This is a genomic window from Nitrosospira sp. NpAV, assembly GCF_000832065.1.
Taxonomy (GTDB): domain Bacteria; phylum Pseudomonadota; class Gammaproteobacteria; order Burkholderiales; family Nitrosomonadaceae; genus Nitrosospira.
Genome location: NZ_JXQM01000129.1, coordinates 1 through 492 on the forward strand (window position 1 = coordinate 1; position 492 = coordinate 492).

Genomic DNA, 492 nt, shown 5'->3' on the forward strand with positions numbered 1-492 from the left:
GGATGATTACCGGAAGTTTCGGGAAAACCTGAAAAATGTGCGTCATGTCGCTATACTGGGTGCCGGCCTGATTGGTTGCGAGTTTGCCAACGACCTTGTGGCAAAAGGTTATCAGGTAAGTATTTTTGATGTAAGTCCACAACCGCTGGGGCGGCTGCTTCCTCCTGAGGCCGGGCAATTTTTCCGAGAAAAACTGGCTGCCGCAGGCGTTAATTTTCTGCTCGATACTACTGTCGAAAAAATAAACAAGGAAAATGGGCGCTACCACTTACATTATAAAAAAGGTGGCGTTGTTCAGGCTGATATGGTGTTGTCTGCCATTGGCTTGAAACCACGTACCAGTCTGGCTGTGGCAGCAGGAATTCAGATAAATCGAGGGATTGCGGTTGACCGTTACTTACAGACCAGCATTCAGAATATCTATGCTCTGGGGGATTGTGCAGAAGTGGCGGGCAAGGTGTTACCTTTTATTCTACCAATTTCGCATGCTGG

The 492-nt window shown here is 47.8% G+C and carries 1 protein-coding gene; it reads left to right on the forward strand.

Annotated elements, in window-relative coordinates; translation table 11 throughout:
* On the forward strand, window positions 1-492 hold a 492-nt coding region (locus SQ11_RS15595), incomplete at both ends, for an NAD(P)/FAD-dependent oxidoreductase (protein ID WP_041515124.1).